The sequence below is a fragment of the Duganella vulcania genome (assembly GCF_009857655.1).
Taxonomy (GTDB): Bacteria; Pseudomonadota; Gammaproteobacteria; order Burkholderiales; family Burkholderiaceae_D; genus Rugamonas; species Rugamonas vulcania.
The window spans coordinates 1-1,352 of sequence record NZ_WWCX01000245.1 but is presented as its reverse complement, the minus strand read 5'-3'; the positions used below and the strand labels follow the sequence as shown (position 1 = coordinate 1,352).

Below are 1,352 nucleotides of genomic sequence, written 5' to 3'. Positions count from 1 at the left end.
CCGTTCCCGGCCAACCGCGACCGGTACGACCGCGAGCGCGACGACAACCGCCGCCAGTTCCGCCAGCCGGAGGAGCGGCGCCAGGTGTCGCCGCAGCAAGCGCCGCAGCCGATACAGCAGCCGCAGCCGGTGCCGCAACGGCCGGCGCCGCAGGTTCAGCCGCAGCCGCGCGAGAACCGCGACAGCGGCCACGACAAGCAGCAGGAGCGCCGCAAGGAGGAAGGCCGCGAGCGCGGCGACAGCCGCAACCAGAACCGCCAATGACCGTCTGTTCCGGAAAATGCGGCGTCCAGGGCGCCAAATCGACAGTTCGTCACATACAGGTGGACTTTCTATATTGTAAAGTGTAATGTTGTAAAATAGATAAACCCGGCGGGAAGCGTGAGAACAAGGATGGCGACATCCGCCACGCAGGACCGTCGAGACTGTCCCTTTTTGCCCCAACTATTTTCCGGATTTTTCCCAATTTCCGATCAGAGAATAGTTTTTGCCAGCCCTCGCGGCTGGCTTTTTTTTGGCGCGGCGGCCTAGGCCTGTCCGGCCTTCAGGCGCAGCCGCGCCCGCCATTCGCCCAGCGCCGACAGCGCGCCCTGGAATTCGCGTTCGATCAGGTCGGCCTCGGCCGGCGTGACCTTGCCGTCCAGTAGCGCGGTCGACACCGCTTCCGCCACCGCCCCCACCTGGCTCATCACCTTGCACACCGTCTGCGACAGGTCGTCGTCGCCGATGTTGTCCGGGGTCGGCACCACGAAGGCCGCCATGCCGTGCCGCACCAGCAGTGCGTGCAGCGGCAGGTGGGCGTCGGCCACGCCGGCCTGGTGGCACAGGTGCACCACCGTCGAGACTTCCTCGAACGACGGGTAGTGCGAGGCGATGGTCGGCGCCAGCTTGTTGCGCAGGACGTTGACCGAGATGCCCATCGCCTGCGCCAGCGCGTCGATGCCGCCGGGGTAGCTGCGCGCCACTTTGTACAGCGCGTCGTGTTGATTCATGTCCAGGTATTTGCGTGTCATGGTGAAGCTAGCCTTTTATTACCGATGCAGTCGCCGGCGCGCGGCGCTATGCTGATTTTCATTCAACTTCTTTGCGAAAAGACATCATGAAGTCCTTTCATTCTGCGCTGCTATTGACGTTATGTCTTGCGCTCGGCACCCATGGGGTGGCGCAGGCGCGAACGTCTTCGCATTCTGGCACATCGTCGTCGTATAAAAGTGGATTTTCTTCACAAAAGAGCAACTCCTCGCGGAGCACGCCGGCCGCGCCGCCGGCCAGCCGCCAGAGCGGTCCCGGCGCGTTCGGCAAGGCCGCCGGTTCGCCGGCCTCGGCCATGCCGCGCAACACCTCGGCCGCCT

Annotated in this window: 2 protein-coding genes and 1 pseudogene; 1 reads left to right on the top strand and 2 read right to left on the bottom strand. The window is 64.3% G+C overall.

What is annotated here, in order from left to right; genetic code table 11:
• Positions 1-264 (top strand): annotated as a pseudogene (locus GTP90_RS35720) (DUF6600 domain-containing protein); the annotation flags it as partial.
• A gap of 263 nt (positions 265-527) precedes the next feature.
• Here GTP90_RS35720 and GTP90_RS35715 read toward each other — a convergent pair.
• Positions 528-1,013, bottom strand: coding sequence for a phage regulatory CII family protein (locus GTP90_RS35715; protein ID WP_161087932.1), 486 nt, complete (start codon positions 1,011-1,013; stop codon positions 528-530).
• Between the two features lie 97 nt (positions 1,014-1,110).
• Positions 1,111-1,352, bottom strand: a 242-nt coding sequence (locus tag GTP90_RS35710) for a hypothetical protein (protein ID WP_161087931.1), incomplete at its 5' end; no start/stop codon positions are given.

Bases quoted from the DNA above. Each gene is read 5' to 3' on its own strand.
- GTP90_RS35715 (WP_161087932.1), bottom strand. From the start codon at position 1,013: ATGACACGCAAATACCTGGACATGAATCAACACGACGCGCTGTACAAA.